Origin of the sequence: Bradyrhizobium vignae (assembly GCF_004114425.1) — a bacterium.
GTDB classification, from domain to species: Bacteria; Pseudomonadota; Alphaproteobacteria; order Rhizobiales; family Xanthobacteraceae; genus Bradyrhizobium; species Bradyrhizobium vignae.
Genome location: NZ_RDQF01000017.1, coordinates 76,337 through 95,506, shown reverse-complemented (window position 1 = coordinate 95,506; position 19,170 = coordinate 76,337). Strand labels below are relative to the sequence as shown.

Here is a 19,170-nt window from a genome sequence, read left to right as displayed (position 1 = left end):
CGCCTTTCTTTCTCCTGGCCAAGAGGTGGATGGCCGGGACAAGCCCGGCCATGACGCCGCGGAAATTTCAGGTGCTCGCATGACCTATATCGCCAAGCCGAAATTCCATCATCCCGGCCTGAAGAAGAATGAGCTCGGCTACACGCATCGCGACTACGAGGGCAAGATCTCGACGCTGTGCGCGGGCTGCGGCCACGACTCGATCACGGCCTCGATCATCGAGGCCTGTTATGAGCTCTCGATCGAGCCGCACCGGGTGGCGAAGATCTCCGGCATCGGCTGCTCGTCGAAGACGCCGGACTATTTCCTCGGCAATTCGCACGGCTTCAACTCCGTTCACGGCCGCATGCCCAGCGTGCTGACCGGCGCCAACCTCGCCAACCGCGATTTGATCTATCTCGGCGTCTCCGGCGACGGCGATTCCGCCTCGATCGGCTTCGGCCAGTTCGCGCATTCGATCCGGCGCGGCGTCAACATGACCTATATCGTCGAGAACAACGGCGTGTACGGCCTGACCAAGGGCCAGTTCTCGGCCACCGCCGACCGCGGCTCCAAGAGCAAGAAGGGCGTCACCAACACCGACAACGCCATCGACCTCGTCGCGATCGCGCTGCAGCTGGGCGCAACCTTCGTCGCGCGCTCATTCTCCGGCGACAAGGCCCAGCTGGTGCCGCTGATCGCGGCCGCGATCCGCCACAAGGGCGCATCCTTCATCGACGTCATCAGCCCCTGCATCGCATTCAACAACCACGCCGGCTCGACCAAGAGTTTTGACTACGTCCGCGAGCACAACGATGCCGTGAACCGGCTCGACGTGCTGGTCAGCCGCGATCCGATCGCCGTCGATTACGCACCGGGCACGGTGCAGGTGGTCGAGCAGCACGACGGCAGCAAGGTCGCGCTGCGCAAGATCGACGCCGACTACGATCCGCATGACCGGTTGGGAGCCCAGACCTTCCTCGCGAGGCACGCCGCCAAGGGGCAGATCGTCACCGGCCTGCTCTATGTCGACCCCGATGCGGAAGATCTGCACGAGCATCTCAACACGGTCGAGACCCCGCTCAACACGCTGGAAGCGGACACGCTCTGCCCAGGCTCGGCGGTTCTGGACAAGATCAACGCCAGCCTGCGGTGATCAACGGCGCCGCACTGAACCGGGCTGCCTGACTCGTACGGTGATCTTGTCAGACACGACGGGCGGATCGAAGGGATAGTGCTTCGCATCGCCCAGCACCAGTTGCAGCGTGTGCGTGCCGGGCGGAAGCTCGAGAAGCGTTTCGGTTTGCCCTGCTCCGAAATGCAGATGGGACTTGTCCTGCGGGATCGGTTCCTTGGTATCGATGGGGTCGTTGACGTCGACCAGCAAATGGTGATGACCGGCATTCTGGTAGTCATCGCCGGCATGCGTCACGCCCATATTGCGCAGACCGAACCGGACCCAGAAGCCACCACGGACCTTCTGGCCGTCCTGCGGGGTGATGAAATAGAGCTTGGCGTCCTTGGGAGCGGTCTTGCCCTGAGAGTAAGCAGCGCTTGGCAGCAGAACGATGGGCAGCAATGCGAGCGCCGCTGCCAGCGCGGCGCAGCGAATGATTTTCATCAAACCTACTCCAGACCTAAGGACTGAGCGCGACACGGAATCCATGCGTCGGGTAACGAACATTGGTATCATAGCCATCGCGGTTGGACGGCCGCACGTATCTCGAATCGTTCTTCCAGGAGCCCGAGCGCAGGACGTGCGATGAGCAGTCGCCGCCGGTCCATGCCGAGCCGTCGACGGGCGCGCCCTGGTAATTCTTGTGCCAGCAATCCTCGACCCATTGGTCGACGCCGCCGCCCATGTCGTAGAGGCCGAATGGATTGGGCTTGAATCTGCCTACCTTCGCCGGCTGCTCGGCCGCGAGGTCGCCGCAATCCTTGCATCCGGCCATGCCCGGCTGGAGCTTGTCGCCCCACCAATACTTCGTTTGCGTACCGCCGCGGGCTGCGTATTCCCATTCGGCCTCGCTCGGGAGCCGGTACTGCTTTTTCGTCGCCTGCGACAGAAAGGCGGCATATTGCTGCGCATCAGTCCAGCTCACATTGCTGACCGGCGCATCGTCCTTGCCGGTGGCCGTGAAGGAGCACGCCTTCGCAGCCGCACATTCGTTCCACTCCTGCACGGTCACCGGATATTTTCCGATCGAGAACGGCTTGATCGTGACCTGGTGCACGGGACGCTCGGTCGGATCGTCGTTGCTTCCCATCGCGAAACTGCCGCCGCGAATGGCGATCATTTCGGGCTCGCGCAGCGGTGTCGAGGACGGGCTCGGCGCCGGTGCGGGCGATGAAGGCGCCGACGCCAATGAAGGAGATGGTTGCGGCGCCTGCGTCGCGGCTTCGCGCGGCAGAGCTTGCGGGACCGGGGATGGCGCCGGAGAGACGGCGGGCGCTGCGACCTGCTGGCCGCCCCTGCCTTGCGGCTGTGCCAGCAAATACCAGAGTGCGCCGGCGGCAATGACGAGCAGCGTGACGGCCAGGAAAAAGATCAGCGCGTTCTCGCGCCGGCTTCTTGTCCTGCCGACGGCATCTGCATCCGGCAGCACGCGATAGACGCGCACGGGATCGGTGATGTTCTTGACCTTGCGGTCGCCGAGCGACTCATAGCCGCACACGATCTTGTGCTTGATCTGCTCGTAGATCGCGCCGGAGATGTAGACCTGCCCCGGCTCCGCGATGCCCTCGATACGCGTGGCGATGTTGACGCCGTCACCATAGATGTCGTCCGGCTCCACGATGACGTCGCCGAGATTGACGCCAATCCGATATTCGAGCCGGGAATGCTTGGGAACCGAAGCGTTGCGAGCGACGAGATTTTGCTGGATGACGATGCTGCATCGAACGGCCTCCACGGGACTGTCGAAAATGGCGATGAAGCCGTCGCCGGTCGTCTTCACCAGGCTTCCATGGTGTTCGATGATGCTGGGCTGGATGAGATCTCGCTCGATCCGCTTGACGCGAGCATGCGTGCCTTCCTCGTCGGCCTGCATCAACCGGCTGTAGGAGGCGATGTCGCCGACGATGATCGCGGCGAGACGACGAGGCATTGCGCCGTGCGGCGGCGGCTCATCCTGATTTCCGGATCTGAAGTTGCGAATTTCGCCCATGCGGGGGGACTCCACACAAGACAAGAGGCGGTCCCACTCTACGACTGCCAAGAGCAATCGCCTGTGAAGGCTATCACATCGCCGAATGGGAACAATGTCGAAGGCTGCGCGACATCGAGTTCCCTAGGGGCGAAGGGCCCACCTCGATTGAACCTTTGCGGCCTTACGCTCGACTAAGGCGGTGCATGGAACCGCGCTGCCCGCTCCGCTCTGCGCGCGTGTGCGAGCTGAACGCGCCACGCATGCGGCCACCGCCTCGGCTGCGCCCTGGACGCGAAATTGCCGGGCCGATAGGTCGCGGACGGATCTCCAGGCCATGGTGTCATCGGCGATCCCAGTGTCGCGAATGCCGACCCGAGTGATGAACACGACCGGCGCCCTGGAGAAGAGCAGCATCCAGAGCGTGCGCCAGAAGCGCTTGAACGCGCCGCTCGCCGCCTGCGACTAACCGCCAGTCGGCTCCCGCCTGCTCGTTGCGGATTGACGACGGTTCACACGCTGGGTGCGATCATGAAGCTTGCTCTTTTCCTGCCGCTCGTCCTTGCCGCCTTCGTCGGCGTCGCTCACGCCGACGAGGCCGACAAGGTCCGGGAGACCACAAAGGCCGAAGCCGACGCCTTCAATGCGCGGCTCTATGCGGGGACACCCGCCGACAAGTCCTACGCCTGCTTCGTCCGCCGCTACGATGCCGAACACCTGGCGCGGCATCCCAAGCAGAAGGTGGCATCCATGAAGCTGCTGATCTCGGCGGAAACCGACAAGGAGGACAAGCAGCTGCACAATTCCTTCCGCTTGGGCTTCCGCTATCGGCACCGCTCCGGCGATTTCGACTCCAGCGGCTCGTGCGGCAGCCATGCCGTCCTTCTCAGCCAGGGGGACGAGGTCCGCATGGGCTGCGGCGTCGACTGCGAAGGCGGCGGCATCGAAGTGGCGCTGTCCAAGGACAACAAATCCGCGATCATCCGCCTCGAGCAGATCAGGGTCTGGCAGAACAACAAGCCGGACGACGAGGCCGAGCGATCGCTGGTCGCCGGCGCCGACGACAAGATTTTCCGCCTCGACCGCACCGATACCAGCGAATGCGCTTCGCTGGTGACCGATCGCAAGGAGCTCGCCGCACTGCGCCACAAGTGATATCTGTCGCCGGGCTCAGTCAGCCGAAGGAGATCGCCATGAACCGGCGGAACATGTTGTGGAGCGCCGTCTCGACCTTGGGCGCGGCGCTTGGCGCGGCACTTGGCGCCGCACTTGGCGCCTCCAGTGCGAAAGCCGCGACCGAAGCGGGCGCGAGCAAGCTGAAGGTCGTCTATCATCTCAGCGATGCCGAGAAGGTCAATTTCGTGCTCGGCAATATCCAGAACCACATCGACGGCGTCGGCGGGCCCGAGCATGTGACGATCGCGCTGGTGATCCATGGCCCGGCGCTGAGGGCGTTTCACTCGGCGCAGGCCAACCCCGAGGTCAGCAAACGCGTCGGCGATTTCTCCAAAGATGGCGTCGAGCTTGCCGCCTGCGGCAACACGATGAAGGCGCAGAACGTTACGCTCAACGAGCTGCTGCCGGGCTTCGTCAGCGCCGAGAAGGGCGGCGTAGTGCGGATGGCCGAGCTGCAGTCGCAGGGGTATCTGTATTCGCGGCCGTAGCGTTGTGGAAGGCGTCACCTCATCCACCGTCATTGCGAGCCAACGGGTCCGCGCGAAGCGCGGCCAGATGACAGGCTCCGCGAAGCAATCCAGAATCCCTGCGCCGAGACAATCTGGATGCTTCGTCGCAAGGGCTCCTCGCAATGACAGCGGAGTACGTGGCGCCCTCTCGCCTCATCACCACCCCGCTTGACTTACCCATAACTCCACGGTTATAGACCAAACCCATAACTTCCCGGTTATGGATCTCGCATGTCCGCCGCGCACGATCTCCTGTTCAGGACGCTTGCCGACCCGACCCGGCGGGCGATCTTCGAGCGGCTGTGCCGCGAGGGCGAGCAGACCGTCGGGGCGCTGACCGCGCGATCCGGTGTGTCCCAGCCGGCGGTCTCGAAACATCTCGGCGCGCTCAAGCAGGCTGGGCTGGTGCGCGACCGCCATGAAGGACGACAGACGCACTACAGCGCGCAGCCCGGCGCGCTCAACCCGCTGGTCGACTGGACTAGCCAGATGACCGGCTTCTGGCAGAGGCGGCTCGACGCCCTCGACGATCTCCTGAAGAGGATGGACCAATGAACGAACCTGCCGAGACACGCTCCGTCGTCCTCGAGCGCGAATTTGCCGCCCCAGTGGAGCGGCTGTGGCGCGCACTGACGCAGCCACATCTGATCGAGGAATGGCTGATGAAGAACGACTTCAAGCCCGTCGTCGGTCATCGCTTCAACCTGCGCGGCGAATGGGGCGGCGTGCTGGACTGCGAGGTGCTCACCATCGAGCCGCAGAAGACGCTGGCCTACACCTGGAATTTCTCGCATGAGGACGCCGCCTTCGATCTCAAGAGCGTGGTGACCTTCACGCTGACACCGACGGGCGCGGGCACGCGCCTGCGCGTCGAGCAGGCGGGCTTCCGCCCGACGCAGAAGCAGGCCTTTGGCGGCGCGCATGCCGGCTGGAAGCAGTTTTTGGCCAAGCTGGACGAAGTACTGGCGCGGGCAGGCTAGCTCCGCCGGCGTCCATTTCGATCAATCTCGGAGGAGGTCTCAATGAGCACCCAAATGTGGATTCGGCAGATTCATCGCTGGCTGTCGATGGCGTTCACGCTCGCGGTCATCGCCAACATCGTGGCGATGACCATGCAGCTCCAGGCCGTGTGGATCGGCGTCCTGGCGCTCGTGCCGCTCATCCCGCTGCTCGCGACCGGGCTCTATCTGTTCGCGTTGCCCCATGTCAGCCGCGGCAACGCGTGAACGAGGCAGGATGATGCAGAAGGCCATGACATCGAAAAAGGTACGCGTGAAAGAAACGAATGAACCTTCGCCCTCGAAACTGATCGACGGCAGGATTAAGGAGCTCGGCGACTGGCGCGGCGAGATGCTCGCGCGGATCCGCGGTCTGATCAAGCAGGCGGACCCCGACATCGTCGAGGCGTGGAAATGGCGCGGCGTTCCCGTTTGGGAGCACGACGGCATCATCTGCACCGGCGAAACCTACAAGAACGTGGTGAAGCTGACCTTCGCGAAGGGCGCGGCGCTGGAGGATCCCGCGGGCCTGTTCAACTCCAGTCTCGAGGGCAATGTGCGGCGCGCGATCGATATTCGCGAGGGCGTAGAGATCGACGAGAAGGCGTTGAAGACGCTGATCCGCGCGGCGGTGCAGCTGAATGCGTCGAAGGCAAAGAAGAAGCCGGCGAAGAAGCGATCGGTCTAAAGCATGATCCGGAAAAGTGCGAAGCGGTTTTCCGGATCATGCTTTAGCCGCTCGCCTCAGGCCACCGCCGCCGGGATCGGGCGCGGGCTCACGACATATTCGCGCAGGACCTTGTCTTTGGCATCGACCTCGATCAGCGCGACGTCGTAGGTCCAGAGGTCGGCGAGATGCTGGAGCACCCGCTTGGCATCGGTCTCGTTGAGCTGCGAGCCCTTGATGACGTGGTGATGCAGGATCAGGCGGCGGTCGCCGGAGAGATCGACATCGACCACCTCGATGTTGGCATCGATGAAGCCGACGTCGTGCTGCCGCGCCAGCTCGCGGCGCACGCGGCGGAAACCGCGCTCGTCATGGATGGCATCGACGCGGATGCCGGCGCGCTCCTCGGGATCGTCGTGCAGATGGAACATGCGGAAGTGCCGCATCAATCTGGGGCTCAGGAACTGGCCGATGAAGCTCTCGTCGCGGTAGTTGGCCCAGACGTCGCGCAGCACGCCCATGACGTCGCCCTTGCCGGCGATGTCGGGGAACCATTCGCGGTCCTCATCCTCCGGCTTGGTGACGATGCGCTCGATGTCCTGCATCACGGCAAAGCCGAGCGCGTAAGGGTTGAAGCCGGAGAAGCGGGGGTCGTCGAATTCGGGCTGGAACACGACGTTGGTGTGCGATCCCAGGAATTCGAGGAAGTTGCCGTCGCTGATGCGACCCTGCTCATGCAGCTTGGTCATGATGCGATAGTGGACGTAGGTCGCCGTCCCCTCGTTCATCACCTTGGTCTGGCTCTGCGGATAGAAATATTGCGCGATGTGGCGGACGATGCGGAGCAGCTCGCGCTGCCAGGGCGCCAGCCGCGGCGCGCTCTTCTCCAGGAAATAGAGCAAATTCTCCTGCGGCAGGCCGAGCAGCTTGCGGCGGCGCTCGATGCTGAGCGCGGACCGGCTCTTGGCCGCGCCCTTCGGGACCGTGCGCCAGAGATCGTTGAAGACCTCCTCCTCGTGCTGGCGGCGGCGCCCTGCCCGCTTCTCCTCGGCGCGCAGATCGAGCTTCTTCTTGCCGGGATAGCGGTCGATGCCGTGCGACATCAGCGCATGCGCGGCATCGAGCGTGCGCTCGACCTCGATGCGGCCGTAGCGATCCTCGCATTGCATGACGTAGTTCTTGGCGAAGTCGAGATAGTCCAGGATGCCGTCGGCATCGGTCCACTGCTTGAACAGATAATTGTTCTTGAAGAAGTGGTTGTGGCCGAAGGCGGCGTGCGCGATCACCAGCGTCTGCATCGTCGCCGTGTTTTCCTCCATCAGATAGGAGATGCAGGGCGAGGAGTTGATCACGATCTCATAGGCGAGCCCCATCAGGCCCTTGCGGTAGGACGCCTCGTGGAACGCAAAGTGCTTGCCGAACGACCAGTGCTTGTAGAACAGGGGCATGCCGACCGACGAATAGGCGTCCAGCATCTGCTCGGCCGTGATGACCTCGATCTGGTTCGGATAGACGTCGAGCCCGAGATCCTTCAACGCCACCTGCTCGCAGGCATCGGTGATGCGCTGCAAGGTGTGAAAATCCCAATCGGCGCCTTCGAACAAACGTTCCGTCATGGAGCGGTCTTCTCCTGGGCAGTTTCGCGGCGCTGGAACAGATCGTGGAACACCGGAAAGATCTCGCTGCGCTCCGAGACCTTGCGCATCGAGAGCGGCGCGCCGCTGTTGCGCAGGCGCTCATAGAGGGCCCAGAGCGAGGAGTCGGAGAGATCGAAGGCGCTGCCGCCGGATTCACCGACCTCGAGATAGGCAAAGAACTGGCAGACCGGCAGGATCTTGTCGGTCAGCAGCAGCCCCGTGAGCTCGCCGTCGGAATAGGAATTGTCGCCATCGGAGGCCTGCGCGGCGTAGATGTTCCAGTCCGACGGGTTGAAGCGCTCGCGCACGATCTCGTGCATCGCCTGCAGCGCGCTCGAGACCAGCGTGCCGCCCGAGGCCGGACCGTAGAAGAAGGTCTGCTCGTCCACCTCCTCGGCGCGGTCGGTGTGGCGGATGAAGACGATCTCGACGTGCTTGTAGCGCCGCTTCAGGAACACGTAGAGCAGCATGTAGAAGCGCTTTGCCAGGTCCTTCATGTGCTCGGACATCGAGCCGGAAACGTCCATCAGGCAGAACATCACGGCCTGCGCGACGGGCTTCGGCACCGTCTCGAAGCGTCGGTAGCGGATGTCGAGCGGGTCGATGAAGGGGATGCGCTTGGACTTCGCCTCCAGCTTTTCGAGCTCGGCAACCAGCTCCGCCCGTTCGGCCTCGTCGGTGCAGGCAGCGATCGCCGCCTCCAGTTCCTCGATCTCCTCCTTGCGGGGACGCCGGAGCGCGATGCGGCGCGCCAGCGCGAGCTTCACCGTCCGGCTCACCGAGATGTTGGCGGGCGAGCCCGACGTGGTGTAGCCGGCGCGCTGGATGCCTTCGCTCTCGGTCTGCGCGATCTTGCGCTTGGCGAGATCCGGCAGCTCGAGGTCGTCGAGGAAAAGATCGACGAACTCGTCACGGCTCAGCACGAAGCGGAAGGCGTCCTCGCTGTCGCCTTCGCCGGGGCCGGAATCCTTGGCGCTGCCCTGGCCCTGGCGCTGGAGATAGTCGCCCTCCACGAACTTCTTGTTTCCGGGCAGCACCATGTCGCGCGTTCCGCCTTCACGGCGGAAGCGCGGCTCGTGCATGCCGTCGAGCGGGATCGTGACCTCACCCCCCTCCAGGACGTCCTTGATGTCGCGTTCCTGCGAGGTCTTCTTGACGGCGCCCTGCACCAGGGATTTGGCCCGACGCAAGAACCGCTGGCGGTTCTCAAGACTCTTGCCGCCTGGATTCAGGCGCCTGTCGATGATGTGAATGGGCACTTTACCATCCGCCTCCCATCCGCCTCAGCCGGCCTGCTTCACGCGCATGTACCATTCGACGAGCCGGCGAACCTGGCGCTCGGTGTAGCCGCGCTCCACCATGCGTGCGACGAACTCGCCGTGCTTCTTCTCCGTCTCGCCGTCCTTCTTCGACCCGAAGGAGATGACGGGAAGCAGGTCCTCGACCTGGGAGAATATCCGCTTTTCGATCACATCGCGAATCTTCTCATAGGAGGTCCAGGTCGGATTCTTGCCGCCGTTCTGGGCCCGCGACCGTAACGAGAATTTGACGACCTCGTTGCGGAAGTCCTTGGGGTTGGCGATACCCGCCGGCTTCTCGATCTTGGTCAGCTCCTGGTTCAAAAGCTCGCGATCAAGCAGCTGGCCGGTGTCGGGATCCTTGAAGTCCTGGTCCTCGATCCAGGCGTCGGCATAGTCGACGTAGCGGTCGAACAGGTTCTGGCCATAATCCGAGTAGGATTCCAGATAGGCCTTCTGGATCTCGTTGCCGATGAACTCGGCGTAGCGCGGCGCCAGCTCCGCCTTGATGAATTCGAGATAGCGTTTCTCGGTTTCCTCCGGAAGCTGCTCGCGGCGGATCGCCTGTTCCAGCGCGTACATCAGGTGCACGGCGTCGGCGGCGACCTCCTGCGGATCGTGATTGAAGGTCGCGGCCAGGACCTTGAAGGCGAAACGGGTGGAGGCACCGTCCATGCCCTCGTCGACGCCGGCGGCATCGCGATATTCCTGCACGCTGCGCGCCTTCGGATCGGATTCCTTCAGGCTCTCGCCGTCGTAGACCCGCATCTTGGCGAACAAGGTGGAGTTCTCGTGCTTGCGCAGGCGCGACATCACCGAGAACCGCGCCAGCGTCTCCAGTGTCGAAGGCGCGCAAGGAGCCGAGGCGAGCTCGGAGCCCTGGATCAGCTTCTCGTAGATCTTCTGCTCTTCGGTGACCCTGAGGCAGTAGGGCACCTTGATCACGCAGATGCGGTCGATGAAGGCTTCATTGTTCTTGTTGGCCTTGAAGCTCGCCCACTCGGCTTCGTTCGAGTGCGCCAGGATGATCCCGGTGAACGGGATCGCGCCGATGTTCTCGGTGCCGATATAGTTGCCTTCCTGCGTCGCGGTAAGCAACGGATGCAGCATCTTGATCGGCGCCTTGAACATCTCGACGAATTCGAGAATGCCCTGATTGGCGCGGTTGAGGCCGCCGGAATAGCTGTAGGCGTCGGGATCGTTCTGGGCGTAGGTCTCGAGCTTGCGGATATCAACCTTGCCGACCAGCGAGGAGATGTCCTGGTTGTTCTCGTCGCCGGGCTCGGTCTTGGCGACCGCGATCTGGCGCAGCCGCGATGGTTGGATCTTGGCGACGCGGAATTGCGAGATGTCGCCGCCGAAGGCTTCGAGCCGCTTGTAGCACCACGGGCTCATCAGGCCGGTGAGACGGCGGCGCGGAATGCCGTACTTCTCCTCCAGCATCGGACCGAGCTGATCGGGATCGAACAGGCTGAGCGGGCTCTCGAACACGGGCGAGAGTTCGTCGCCGGCCTTGAGCACATAGATGGGGTTCACTTCCATCAGCGACTTGAGCCGCTCGGCGAGCGAAGACTTGCCGCCACCGACCGGGCCAAGCAGATAAAGAATCTGCTTGCGCTCTTCGAGGCCCTGCGCCGCGTGGCGGAAGAAGCCGACGATGCGCTCGATGGTTTCTTCCATGCCGTAGAAGCCGGCGAAGGCCGGATAGGTGCGGATCGTGCGGTTCAAAAAAATACGGCCAAGGCGTGGGTCCTTGGCCGTGTCGATCGTCTGGGGCTCACCGATCGCCGCTAGCAGTCGCTCGGCCGCGTTCGCGTATTTCATGGGATCGCTTCGACACGATTCCAGATATTCCGCCATCGACATGTCGTGCTGGCTTCTCGCCTCGAACGACCGAGCGAAAGCGTTGAATAGAGAATCGTTGTACATGATCCCTCTCCGCGTGAGTTCCGCTACAAGCTGAAACGAAAGCAGTTACCGGACCGTTCCTCAGGCCGTTTCGAATCAGCGTGAGCACATGACGATCATTGGACACCCGGGTGCCGATACGACGCAACGCACAACGTAGGCACTCTATGAGTTACGAACAGGCACATGCCTGTATTTTGTGCGAATCTCTGTCTATATTGGCTCATTTCCAGAAAATGTCACTTGGTCGCAACATCCGGGCGTTCCCGGGGATGTGCTGATCCGGCAATGCAACATAGCGATCCGGGAGCGGCGATCTTATGACACTTGTACGGCGAAGCTTTGGGCGCCACGGTCATCTTCCTGCTGCAATGCGGCGCGCGCTGCTGGCAGCGTGGCGGTCGCGGCAGGCGCGCAGCAATGTATCAAAATCGGTCGCCAGGCCCTCCGCGCGGATGCGACCATCCCGCGCGCAACGGGCCAGAGTCGGGATGGCGCACAGCTGGCGCCGCAATGCCGGCGACGGCGTCAGCACGATCGCTTTGTGGCCGCGGCGTTCGTCAGCCGAAATCTCCGCGATCGACTCCCACAGCAGAAATTCATTCCCGATGCGGAGATCGCGGATGCCGTAGGGTGTGACGACCACCACCGCTCCTCGCTCGGCCAGAAGCATCCAGATCAGCCAGTTGGTCACTAGGCTGAACACCACGACGCCGGCATAGCCGACTGCGTGTCATAATCGCCAAGACCGCATCGCCAAGACCGCATCGCCAAGACCGCCCATAGGTCGAAGGCAAGGCTTGCACTGAGCGGGGTCATGGCAAAGCCCGCGGCAACCAGCAGCCGCAGCTGTGTCACGCATTGATTTCGAGATCGCGCGATGCATCGATGCTCGCCGTCGACGCAACCGGTTGCTGGCTGTCGGCAACCGCCGAACCTTCATCATGGACGTGCATGCAGCCGCATCCTCCGGCCAACGATGTCTACGCAACACAGACACTCCCCGCCTGGATCGCCATGATCGCGACGGAGTTACACTGGAGAGTATGACTCCCATACCCTTGATTGGTTCCCTCCCGGGAGCATGTAAGCTAGAGGATAGCGCGTCAGGACCGGCGCGAAAACCCCTCGTCCGCAGGCTTGGAGAGAAGTAAGCATCATGAATCCCGTCAAAGAACTGGAAAAGCACGGACAAGCGGTCTGGCTGGACTTCCTGGCCCGTGGCTTCGTCGCCAAGGGCGACCTGAAGCGGCTGATCGACACCGATGGCGTCAAGGGCGTCACCTCAAATCCGTCGATCTTCGAGAAGGCGATCGGCAGCTCCGACGAATATGACGCCTCGATCGGCAAGGCATTGAAGCGCGGCGACCGGACCGTGGCCGACCTGTTCGAGACCGTCGCGGTCGAGGACATCCAGAACGCCGCCGACGTGCTGCGGCCGGTCTATGACCGCCTCAAAGGCGGCGATGGCTATGTCAGCCTGGAGGTCTCGCCCTATCTCGCAATGGACACCGCCGGCACAGTCGCCGAGGCGCGGCGGCTCTGGAAGGACGTCGGCCGCAAGAACCTGATGGTGAAGGTGCCGGCGACGCCGGAGGGCCTCCCTGCGATCGAACAGCTGATCAGCGAAGGCATCAGCATCAACATCACGCTGCTTTTCTCGAAGGCGGTCTATCTCCAGGTGGCCGAAGCCTACATCGCCGGCCTCGAGAAATACGTCGCCGGCGGCGGCGATCCGTCGCATGTCGCGAGCGTGGCGAGCTTCTTCGTCAGCCGGATCGACACCATGGTCGACAAGCAGCTCGACGAGAAGATCGCCCGCGCCAATGATCCATCGGAGAAGGAGCGGCTTGCCGCGCTGAAGGGCAAGGTCGCGATCGCCAACGCCAAGCTCGCCTACCAGGATTACAAGCGCCTGTTCGCAGGTCCGCGCTGGGAGAAGCTCGCCGCCAAGGGCGCCAAGCCGCAGCGCATGCTGTGGGCCTCCACCGGCACCAAGAACAAGGACTACAGCGACGTCCTCTATGTCGAGGAGCTGATCGGCCCAGACACCATCAACACCATGCCGCCGGCGACGCTGGACGCGTTCCGCGACCACGGCAAGCCGCGCGACAGCCTGGAAGAGAATATCGATGACGCGAGGCGCGTGCTGGAGGAGCTGGAGCGTTCCGGCATCTCGCTCGATGCGATCACCGAGGAGCTGGTCAAGGATGGCGTCAAGCTGTTCGCCGACTCAGCCGACAAGCTCTACGGCGCCGTCGCCCACAAGCGTACCACCGTGCTCGGGCCCGCGCTCGACCGCCAACAGCTCTCGCTCGGCGACGGGCTCGGCAAGGCCGTGGTCAAGAGCACCGAGGAATGGCGAGCCTCGGCAAAAATCCGCAGGCTGTGGCAGCGCGACAAGTCGATCTGGACCGGCACCGACGAAGACAAATGGCTGGGCTGGCTCGACAGCCCGGCCAAGGCCGACATTGCCGACTACGAGGACTATGCAGGCCGCGTGAAGGGCCAGAAATTCTCCGACGCCGTCGTGCTCGGCATGGGCGGATCGAGCCTGGGCCCCGAAGTGTTGGCCGAGACCTTTGGCAAGAAGCCCGGCTTCCCGAAGCTGCATGTGCTCGACTCCACCGACCCGGCGCAGGTGCGGGCGATGGAGGCGAAGATCGACATCGCCAACACGGTCTTCATCGTCTCCAGCAAGTCCGGCGGAACCACCGAGCCGAACGCGATGAAGGACTATTTCCATGAGCAGGTCGCCAAGGCGGTCGGAACCCAGGTGAAGACCGGCCATCGCTTCATCGCGGTGACCGATCCCGGCTCGTCGCTGGAGAAGGCGGCAAAGAAGCTGAACTATGCCCGCATCTTCCACGGCGAGCCCTCGATCGGCGGACGCTATTCGGTGCTCTCGCCCTTCGGTCTGGTGCCGGCGGCGACCGCGGGCATCGACGTCAAGACCTTCGTCGAGCATGCGCTCGCGATGGCCCGCTCCTGCGGACCGGACGTGCCCCCATCCGAGAACCCGGGCGTGCAGCTCGGCCTTGCCATGGGCCTCGCCGGACTCGAAGGCCGCGACAAGGTGACGATCCTGGCATCGAAGAAGATCGCCGATTTCGGCGCCTGGGCCGAGCAGCTCATCGCGGAATCGACGGGCAAGGAAGGCAAGGGCCTGATCCCGATCGAGGGCGAGCCGCTGGGCGATCCCTCGGTCTACGGCAATGATCGCTTCTTCATCGACATCCGCATCGAGGGCGAAGCGGACGCTGCCCACGACTCCAAGCTCGCCGCGATCGAAGCGGCCGGCCATCCCGTGGTGCGCATCGTCATGAAGTCGATCGAGCATCTCGGCCAGGAGTTCTTCCGCTTCGAGATGGCGACGGCGGTTGCAGGCTCGATCCTCGGCATCAACCCGTTCGACCAGCCGGACGTGGAAGCGGCCAAGATCAAAACCCGCGAGCTCACTGCCGCATTCGAGAAGACCGGCGCGTTGCCGGAAGAGCAGCCGGTGGTCAGCACGGATGAGGCCGATCTCTACACCGACGAGGCCAACGCCGCGGCGCTGCGCGCGGCCGGCGCCAACGGCGATCTCAGCTCCTGGCTGAAGGCGCATCTCTCCCGCTCGAACCATGGCGACTATGTCGCCCTGCTCGGCTACATCGCGCGTGACAAGGCGACGATCGAGGCGCTGCAGGCCATGCGGTTAGAGGTGCGCGAGAAGCGGCACGTCGCGACCTGCGCCGAGTTCGGACCGCGCTTCCTGCACTCGACGGGACAGGCTTACAAGGGCGGACCCGACAGCGGCGTGTTCCTCCAGATCACGGCCGACGATGCCAAGGATCTGACGGTGCCGGGCCAGAAAGCCAGCTTTGGCGTCATCAAGGCGGCGCAGGCGCGGGGCGACTTCGACGTGCTCACCGAGCGTGGTCGGCGTGCGCTGCGCGTGCATCTGAAGGGCGGGCTCAAGAAGGGTCTCGCGGCCCTCAACACGGCGCTGAACGAGGCGCTGAACTAAGGGAATGATGCAGATGCAACTCGGCATGATCGGCCTCGGCCGAATGGGCGGCAACATCGTTCGCCGCCTGATGCGCCATGGACATTCGACCGTGGTCTACGACAAGGACGCCAAGGCCGTCGCCGGCCTTATCGCAGACGGCGCGGTCGGCTCGGCGACGCTGGAAGAGTTCGTCGCGAAGCTGGAGCGGCCACGCACGGCCTGGGTGATGCTGCCGGCCGGGCGCATCACCGAGACCACGATCGAGACGATCGCCGGCGTAATGCAGGCTGGCGACGTCATCATCGACGGCGGCAACACCTTCTGGCAGGACGACGTCCGCCGCGGCAAGGCGCTGAAGGAGCGCGGCATCCATTATGTCGACGTCGGCACCTCCGGCGGCGTCTGGGGCCTCGACCGCGGCTATTGCATGATGATCGGCGGCGAGAAGCAGGTGGTCGACCGGCTCGATCCGATCTTCGCTGCGCTCGCGCCCGGCGCCGGCGACATTCCGCGAACGCCCGGCCGCGAGGGCCGCGATCCCCGGATCGAGCAGGGCTACATCCATGCCGGTCCGGTGGGCGCCGGCCATTTCGTCAAGATGATCCACAACGGCATCGAATACGGCCTGATGCAGGCCTATGCCGAGGGTTTCGACATTCTCAAGAATGCCAACATTGAGGCTTTGCCGGCAGATCACCGCTACGATTTCGATCTCGCCGATATCGCCGAAGTGTGGCGGCGCGGCAGCGTGATCCCGTCCTGGCTGCTCGACCTCACCTCGACCGCACTCGCCGACAGCCCGCTTCTGTCGGAATATTCCGGCTTCGTCGAGGATTCCGGCGAAGGACGCTGGACCGTGAATGCGGCGATCGACGAGGCGGTGCCGGCCGAAGTCTTGACCGCGGCGCTCTACACGCGTTTCCGTTCCCGCAAGGAACACACCTTCGCCGAAAAAATTCTCTCTGCAATGCGCGCCGGTTTCGGCGGCCACAAGGAGCCGAAGCAACCGGACGCTTCGAAACCAAAGTAGCAAGTAACGAAACGAAGGCCGACAATTCGTGACAAAAGACCCGCAAGCCAAGCGCAAGCCGGAAAATTGCGCCTTCGTCATCTTTGGTGTCACCGGCGACCTTACCCATCGCCTGGTGATGCCATCGCTCTACAATCTGGCCGCCGAGCACCTGTTACCGGAAAAATTCTGTGTCGTCGGGGTGGCCCGCAGGGGCCAGTCGGATGACGAGCTGCGCGACAGCCTGCTGAAGGGCCTGCGGCAATTCGCGACGCGGCCCGTGGACGACGACATCGCCAAGAAGCTGCTGGAATGCCTGACCTTCGTCGAGGCCGACGCGAAGGATCCGCCCTCCTTCGATCGCCTGCGCGAGCATCTGGATTCGCTGGAATGCGCGCACGAGACCGGCGGCAACCGGCTGTTCTATCTGGCCACCCCGCCCGCCGCCTTCGCGCCGACCACGCGCGAGCTCGGCCGCACCGGCATGATGAAGGAGAACGGCGCGTGGCGGCGGCTGGTGGTCGAAAAACCGTTCGGCACCGACCTCGCCTCGGCGCGTGCGCTGAACGCCGAGCTGCTGAAGATCATGGAGGAGCACCAGATCTACCGGATCGACCACTATCTCGGCAAGGAGACGGTGCAGAACATTCTGGTGCTGCGCTTTGCCAACGGCATGTTCGAGCCGATCTGGAATCGCAACCACATCGACCACATCCAGATCACCGTCGAGGAGAAGCTCGGCGTCGGCCATCGCGGCGGCTTCTATGACGCGACCGGCGCATTGCGCGACATGGTACCCAACCATCTGTTCCAGCTGATGTCGCTGGTCGCCATGGAGCCGCCGAGCCGTTTCGACGCCCATTCGGTCCGCTCCGAGAAGGCCGAGGTGCTCACTGCGATCCAGCGGCCGAGCCTGGAGGAAGCGCTGAAGAGCTCGGTGCGCGCGCAATATCTCGCAGGCCGCATCGGTGACGAGGAGATCCCGGACTATCGCAAGACCGCGGACGTCAAGCCCGGCAGTACCACCGAGACCTATGTCGCGCTGAAGCTGATGATCGACAATTGGCGCTGGGCCGGCGTGCCGTTCTATTTGCGCACCGGCAAGGCACTGGCGCACAAGCGCACGGAGGTGGCGATCAAGTTCAAGCAGGCGCCGCTGTCGATGTTCTCGGGCACGGCGGTCGATCGCCTGTCGCAGAACTTCCTCACCATCGGCATCGCGCCGACCGAAACCATCGAGCTTCAGTTCAACGCCAAGGTCCCGGGTCCGAGCGTCACCATCGACGGCGTCGAGATGAAGTTTCGCTACGGCGACTATTTCCGCGCCGATCCCTCGACCGGCTACGAGACGCTGATCCACGACTGCATGATCGGCGACAACATCCTGTTCCAGCGCGCCGACGGAGTCGAGGCCGGCTGGCAGGCGGTGCAGCCGTTCCTGGACGCCTGGAAACAGGCCGGCACCAACGGCATCGAGACGTATGAAGCCGGCAGCGACGGCCCGAAATGCGCCGACGAGTTGCTGCGGCGCGACGGGCGAAGCTGGCGGAAATACTCGTGACTGCGGCCGGCCAGCCGAAGCTGATCGTCGAAGCCGACGCCGAAGCGCTTGCCCGCACCGCGGCCGAACGGGTTATGGCGCGGATCGCGGCCAATCCCGGACGGAGCGCCATCTGCCTCACCGGCGGCTCCAGCCCGAAGAAGCTCTATCAATTGCTCGGCAGCGAGGCGTGGCGCGGAAGGATTCCATGGGACCGCGTGCACTGGTTCATCGGCGACGAACGGTTCGTGCCTGAAAGCGACCCTCTCAACAACATGGCGGTCGCGCGGACGACATTTCTCGATTCCAATGCGCCTCCTGGTCACGTCCATCCGATTCCGACCGCGGCCGAGAACCCCGATGCCAGTGCCGCAGCCTACGCGCGCGAGCTGCAGGCCTTCTACGGCGCAGACCGGCTCGATCCGGCGCGGCCGCTGTTCGACGTGGTCTTGATGGGTGCAGGCCCGGACGGCCACACCGCATCGCTGTTTCCCGGTTATGCCGAGATCGAGGAGACCCGACGCTGGGTCGTCGGTGTCGCCAAAGCCAATGTCGCGCCGTTCGTGCCGCGAGTCTCGCTCACCCTGCCCGTTCTGGCTTCCTGCCGCGAGATGCTGTTCGAGATTGCCGGGCACGACAAGCGGCCGATCTTGACGCGCCTCCTCAATGGCGAGAATCTGCCGGCCTTACGCGCGCGCTCGAATGGTGAGACCGTCTGGCTGGTCGATAGGGCCGCGCTTCCGGAGGAAATTCGTGGGCGGCGCTGAAGCACCTTTTGCATTGATCGTGATGGGCGTGTCGGGTTCGGGCAAGAGCACGGTTGCAAAAGCACTGGGCGGGCGACTCGGCTGGCGTTTCGAGGACGGCGACAACTTCCATCCCGCCAGCAATGTCGAGAAAATGCGGGCCGGCCATCCGCTCACCGACGAAGACCGCTGGCCCTGGCTCAACGCGATCGCCGACGAGATCGCGCTTGTCTGCGGACGCGGCGAGCACGTCATCATTGCGTGCTCGGCGCTGAAGCACGCCTATCGCGAGGTGCTGCTGCGTGGTCGCGACGACGTCCGATTCGTGTTCCTGAAGGGCACAAAGGAGCTGATCGCCGAGCGGCTCGCGCGCCGCAAGGGCCATTTCATGCCGCCCGAGCTGCTGACGAGCCAGTTCAATACGCTGGAGCCGCCGGAGCCGGGCGAGCACGTGGTCACGGTCTCGATCGATGAGACCGTCGAGGCGATCGTGGACGGCATCGTGCGGCAGCTGAAGCTGGGCGGCGCGAAAACGCTGAGGCAAGAAACCTGATGAATTCCAAGGT

Annotated in this window: 17 protein-coding genes and 1 pseudogene; 12 read left to right on the top strand and 6 right to left on the bottom strand. The window is 63.7% G+C overall.

The genetic code is table 11. From position 1 onward, the window contains the following. The first annotated feature begins 79 nt into the window (after positions 1–79). Positions 80–1,135 carry a 2-oxoacid:ferredoxin oxidoreductase subunit beta gene (locus EAV90_RS16990; RefSeq protein WP_122401860.1) on the top strand — a complete coding sequence of 352 codons (1,056 nt, stop codon included), beginning with the start codon at positions 80–82 and terminating at the stop codon, positions 1,133–1,135. On the opposite strand, the gene EAV90_RS16985 is transcribed toward EAV90_RS16990, so the two are convergent. Further along, entirely contained in the window at positions 1,136–1,600 is a 465-nt protein-coding gene (locus EAV90_RS16985) for a DUF4399 domain-containing protein (RefSeq protein WP_129144083.1), read from the bottom strand. A gap of 16 nt (positions 1,601–1,616) precedes the next feature. Beyond that, positions 1,617–3,146: an SUMF1/EgtB/PvdO family nonheme iron enzyme gene (locus tag EAV90_RS16980; protein ID WP_129144082.1), complete on the bottom strand. Its 1,530-nt coding sequence runs from the start codon at positions 3,144–3,146 to the stop codon at positions 1,617–1,619. Positions 3,147–3,656: 510 nt separating this feature from the next. Here EAV90_RS16980 and EAV90_RS16975 point away from each other — a divergent pair. From EAV90_RS16975 to EAV90_RS16950, 6 genes are all read left to right on the top strand, one after another. Next, entirely contained in the window at positions 3,657–4,280 is a 624-nt protein-coding gene (locus EAV90_RS16975; protein ID WP_129144081.1) for a hypothetical protein, read from the top strand. 38 nt (positions 4,281–4,318) lie between these two features. Next, positions 4,319–4,789, top strand: a complete 471-nt coding sequence (locus EAV90_RS16970; protein WP_164936974.1) for a DsrE family protein — start codon at positions 4,319–4,321, stop codon at positions 4,787–4,789. Positions 4,790–5,041: 252 nt separating this feature from the next. Then, positions 5,042–5,365, top strand: a complete 324-nt coding sequence (locus EAV90_RS16965; RefSeq protein WP_129144079.1) for an ArsR/SmtB family transcription factor — start codon at positions 5,042–5,044, stop codon at positions 5,363–5,365. Continuing rightward, positions 5,362–5,790 (top strand): SRPBCC family protein, encoded by a 429-nt coding sequence (locus tag EAV90_RS16960; RefSeq protein WP_129144078.1) that lies wholly within the window; start codon positions 5,362–5,364, stop codon positions 5,788–5,790. Before EAV90_RS16965 ends, EAV90_RS16960 begins: the two co-directional genes overlap by 4 nt. A gap of 42 nt (positions 5,791–5,832) precedes the next feature. Beyond that, entirely contained in the window at positions 5,833–6,036 is a 204-nt protein-coding gene (locus EAV90_RS16955) for a hypothetical protein (RefSeq protein ID WP_162500159.1), read from the top strand. Positions 6,037–6,049: 13 nt separating this feature from the next. Further along, positions 6,050–6,496 carry a DUF1801 domain-containing protein gene (locus EAV90_RS16950; RefSeq protein WP_129144110.1) on the top strand — a complete coding sequence of 149 codons (447 nt, stop codon included), beginning with the start codon at positions 6,050–6,052 and terminating at the stop codon, positions 6,494–6,496. 56 nt (positions 6,497–6,552) lie between these two features. On the opposite strand, the gene EAV90_RS16945 is transcribed toward EAV90_RS16950, so the two are convergent. The 4 genes and pseudogenes from EAV90_RS16945 to EAV90_RS16930 form a co-directional block, all read right to left on the bottom strand. Further along, complete coding sequence (locus tag EAV90_RS16945) at positions 6,553–8,091, bottom strand: SpoVR family protein (protein ID WP_129144077.1); 1,539 nt, start codon at positions 8,089–8,091, stop codon at positions 6,553–6,555. Next, a complete protein-coding gene (locus EAV90_RS16940) occupies positions 8,088–9,365 on the bottom strand; it encodes a YeaH/YhbH family protein (RefSeq protein WP_208738509.1) in 1,278 nt (425 codons plus the stop codon). Before EAV90_RS16940 ends, EAV90_RS16945 begins: the two co-directional genes overlap by 4 nt. A 30-nt stretch (positions 9,366–9,395) precedes the next feature. Beyond that, the gene (locus tag EAV90_RS16935; RefSeq protein WP_122401849.1) at positions 9,396–11,339 is read right to left on the bottom strand and encodes a PrkA family serine protein kinase; all 1,944 of its coding nucleotides are present in this window, start codon (positions 11,337–11,339) and stop codon (positions 9,396–9,398) included. A 297-nt stretch (positions 11,340–11,636) separates the two neighbouring features. Continuing rightward, positions 11,637–12,274 (bottom strand): annotated as a pseudogene (locus tag EAV90_RS16930) (hypothetical protein). A gap of 203 nt (positions 12,275–12,477) precedes the next feature. Between EAV90_RS16930 and EAV90_RS16925 the strand changes: the two are divergent. The 5 genes from EAV90_RS16925 to EAV90_RS16905 are packed head-to-tail and all read left to right on the top strand — an operon-like array spanning position 12,478 to position 19,157. Then, the gene (locus EAV90_RS16925) at positions 12,478–15,327 is read left to right on the top strand and encodes a bifunctional transaldolase/phosoglucose isomerase (protein WP_129144075.1); all 2,850 of its coding nucleotides are present in this window, start codon (positions 12,478–12,480) and stop codon (positions 15,325–15,327) included. A 13-nt stretch (positions 15,328–15,340) separates the two neighbouring features. Then, entirely contained in the window at positions 15,341–16,339 is a 999-nt protein-coding gene (gnd, locus tag EAV90_RS16920; RefSeq protein WP_129144109.1) for a phosphogluconate dehydrogenase (NAD(+)-dependent, decarboxylating), read from the top strand. 28 nt (positions 16,340–16,367) lie between these two features. Then, positions 16,368–17,879, top strand: coding sequence for a glucose-6-phosphate dehydrogenase (gene zwf, locus EAV90_RS16915; RefSeq protein ID WP_122401847.1), 1,512 nt, complete (start codon positions 16,368–16,370; stop codon positions 17,877–17,879). Next, on the top strand, positions 17,876–18,625 hold the full coding sequence (gene pgl, locus EAV90_RS16910) for a 6-phosphogluconolactonase (protein ID WP_164936973.1): 750 nt from the start codon (positions 17,876–17,878) through the stop codon (positions 18,623–18,625). The genes zwf and pgl overlap by 4 nt, the downstream gene beginning before the upstream one ends. Then, positions 18,612–19,157 carry a gluconokinase gene (locus EAV90_RS16905; protein WP_129144073.1) on the top strand — a complete coding sequence of 182 codons (546 nt, stop codon included), beginning with the start codon at positions 18,612–18,614 and terminating at the stop codon, positions 19,155–19,157. Before pgl ends, EAV90_RS16905 begins: the two co-directional genes overlap by 14 nt. Positions 19,158–19,170 lie beyond the last annotated feature (13 nt).

Excerpts from the sequence above, each read along its gene's own strand:
- EAV90_RS16960 (WP_129144078.1), top strand. The coding sequence starts at position 5,362 with ATGAACGAACCTGCCGAGACACGCTCCGTCGTCCTCGAGCGCGAATTT.
- EAV90_RS16950 (WP_129144110.1), top strand. The coding sequence starts at position 6,050 with ATGCAGAAGGCCATGACATCGAAAAAGGTACGCGTGAAAGAAACGAAT.
- EAV90_RS16955 (WP_162500159.1), top strand. The coding sequence starts at position 5,833 with ATGAGCACCCAAATGTGGATTCGGCAGATTCATCGCTGGCTGTCGATG.
- EAV90_RS16985 (WP_129144083.1), bottom strand. The coding sequence starts at position 1,600 with ATGAAAATCATTCGCTGCGCCGCGCTGGCAGCGGCGCTCGCATTGCTG.
- EAV90_RS16935 (WP_122401849.1), bottom strand. The coding sequence starts at position 11,339 with ATGTACAACGATTCTCTATTCAACGCTTTCGCTCGGTCGTTCGAGGCG.
- EAV90_RS16980 (WP_129144082.1), bottom strand. The coding sequence starts at position 3,146 with ATGGGCGAAATTCGCAACTTCAGATCCGGAAATCAGGATGAGCCGCCG.
- EAV90_RS16975 (WP_129144081.1), top strand. The coding sequence starts at position 3,657 with ATGAAGCTTGCTCTTTTCCTGCCGCTCGTCCTTGCCGCCTTCGTCGGC.
- EAV90_RS16970 (WP_164936974.1), top strand. The coding sequence starts at position 4,319 with ATGAACCGGCGGAACATGTTGTGGAGCGCCGTCTCGACCTTGGGCGCG.
- EAV90_RS16990 (WP_122401860.1), top strand. The coding sequence starts at position 80 with ATGACCTATATCGCCAAGCCGAAATTCCATCATCCCGGCCTGAAGAAG.
- EAV90_RS16965 (WP_129144079.1), top strand. The coding sequence starts at position 5,042 with ATGTCCGCCGCGCACGATCTCCTGTTCAGGACGCTTGCCGACCCGACC.
- gnd (WP_129144109.1), top strand. The coding sequence starts at position 15,341 with ATGCAACTCGGCATGATCGGCCTCGGCCGAATGGGCGGCAACATCGTT.
- EAV90_RS16925 (WP_129144075.1), top strand. The coding sequence starts at position 12,478 with ATGAATCCCGTCAAAGAACTGGAAAAGCACGGACAAGCGGTCTGGCTG.
- EAV90_RS16945 (WP_129144077.1), bottom strand. The coding sequence starts at position 8,091 with ATGACGGAACGTTTGTTCGAAGGCGCCGATTGGGATTTTCACACCTTG.